General features: G+C 59.6%; 1 protein-coding gene. It reads left to right on the top strand.

Translation table 11 applies throughout. From position 1 onward, the window contains the following. Positions 1-169: 169 nt before the first annotated feature. A complete protein-coding gene (locus G3T14_RS24500; protein ID WP_163645050.1) occupies positions 170-688 on the top strand; it encodes a MucR family transcriptional regulator in 519 nt (172 codons plus the stop codon). Positions 689-700: the final 12 nt, after the last annotated feature.

Genomic DNA, 700 nt, shown 5'->3' with positions numbered 1-700 from the left:
AGGCCGGCTCCTCTACAATTTAATATGCCCTATGGAAACAGTGTAAAAAAAGTCCTAAGGCAAGCTCTATGCGGGTTAGCGCCGTATGCCGGGACAGATTACGCTTGCATGGATATCGCTCGGCCGAAAGCCTTCGGCCTTTCAGGGCCTACCAGAACAGGAACCGTTCATGGACGACATGACATCTCTGCCGGAAACCGACCGTCTCGCTCTCGCGGCCGATCTGGTCGTAGGCTACGTCTCCCACAATTCCGTTCCAGCCTCTGAACTGCCGGCGCTGATCGCCAACGTCCACGCCGCCCTCCTTGGATTAGCAGGGGGAACATCGGTCGAGACCCCGACGAAAGAGAAACTGACGCCGGCGCAAATCAAGAAGTCGATCACCCCTGATGCACTGATCAGCTTCGAGGACGGTAAGTCCTACAAGACCCTGCGTCGGCATCTCACCATCCGAGGTCTGACACCCGAGGCCTATCGCGAGAAGTGGGGTCTGCCGGTTGATTATCCGATGACCTCGCCGGCCTATTCGGCTCAGCGCTCCGAGCTTGCTAGAAACCTGGGCCTGGGGAAGATGGGCCGTCAATCGTTGGCCAAAGCCTCCCAGGATGGGTCGACCTCGGATGACGCTACTCCGGCAAAGCGCCGCGGTCGGCCGCCGGGCAATGCTAAGGCGCTTGCAGCCGCCTGATCGGCGACTGGC

It is taken from the genome of Methylobacterium sp. BTF04, from assembly GCF_010692745.1.
Lineage (GTDB): Bacteria > Pseudomonadota > Alphaproteobacteria > Rhizobiales > Beijerinckiaceae > Methylobacterium.
Note: the sequence above shows the minus strand (reverse complement) of the source record. Positions and strands in the feature narration are given on the sequence as shown.

Excerpts from the sequence above, each read along its gene's own strand:
- G3T14_RS24500 (WP_163645050.1), top strand. The coding sequence starts at position 170 with ATGGACGACATGACATCTCTGCCGGAAACCGACCGTCTCGCTCTCGCG.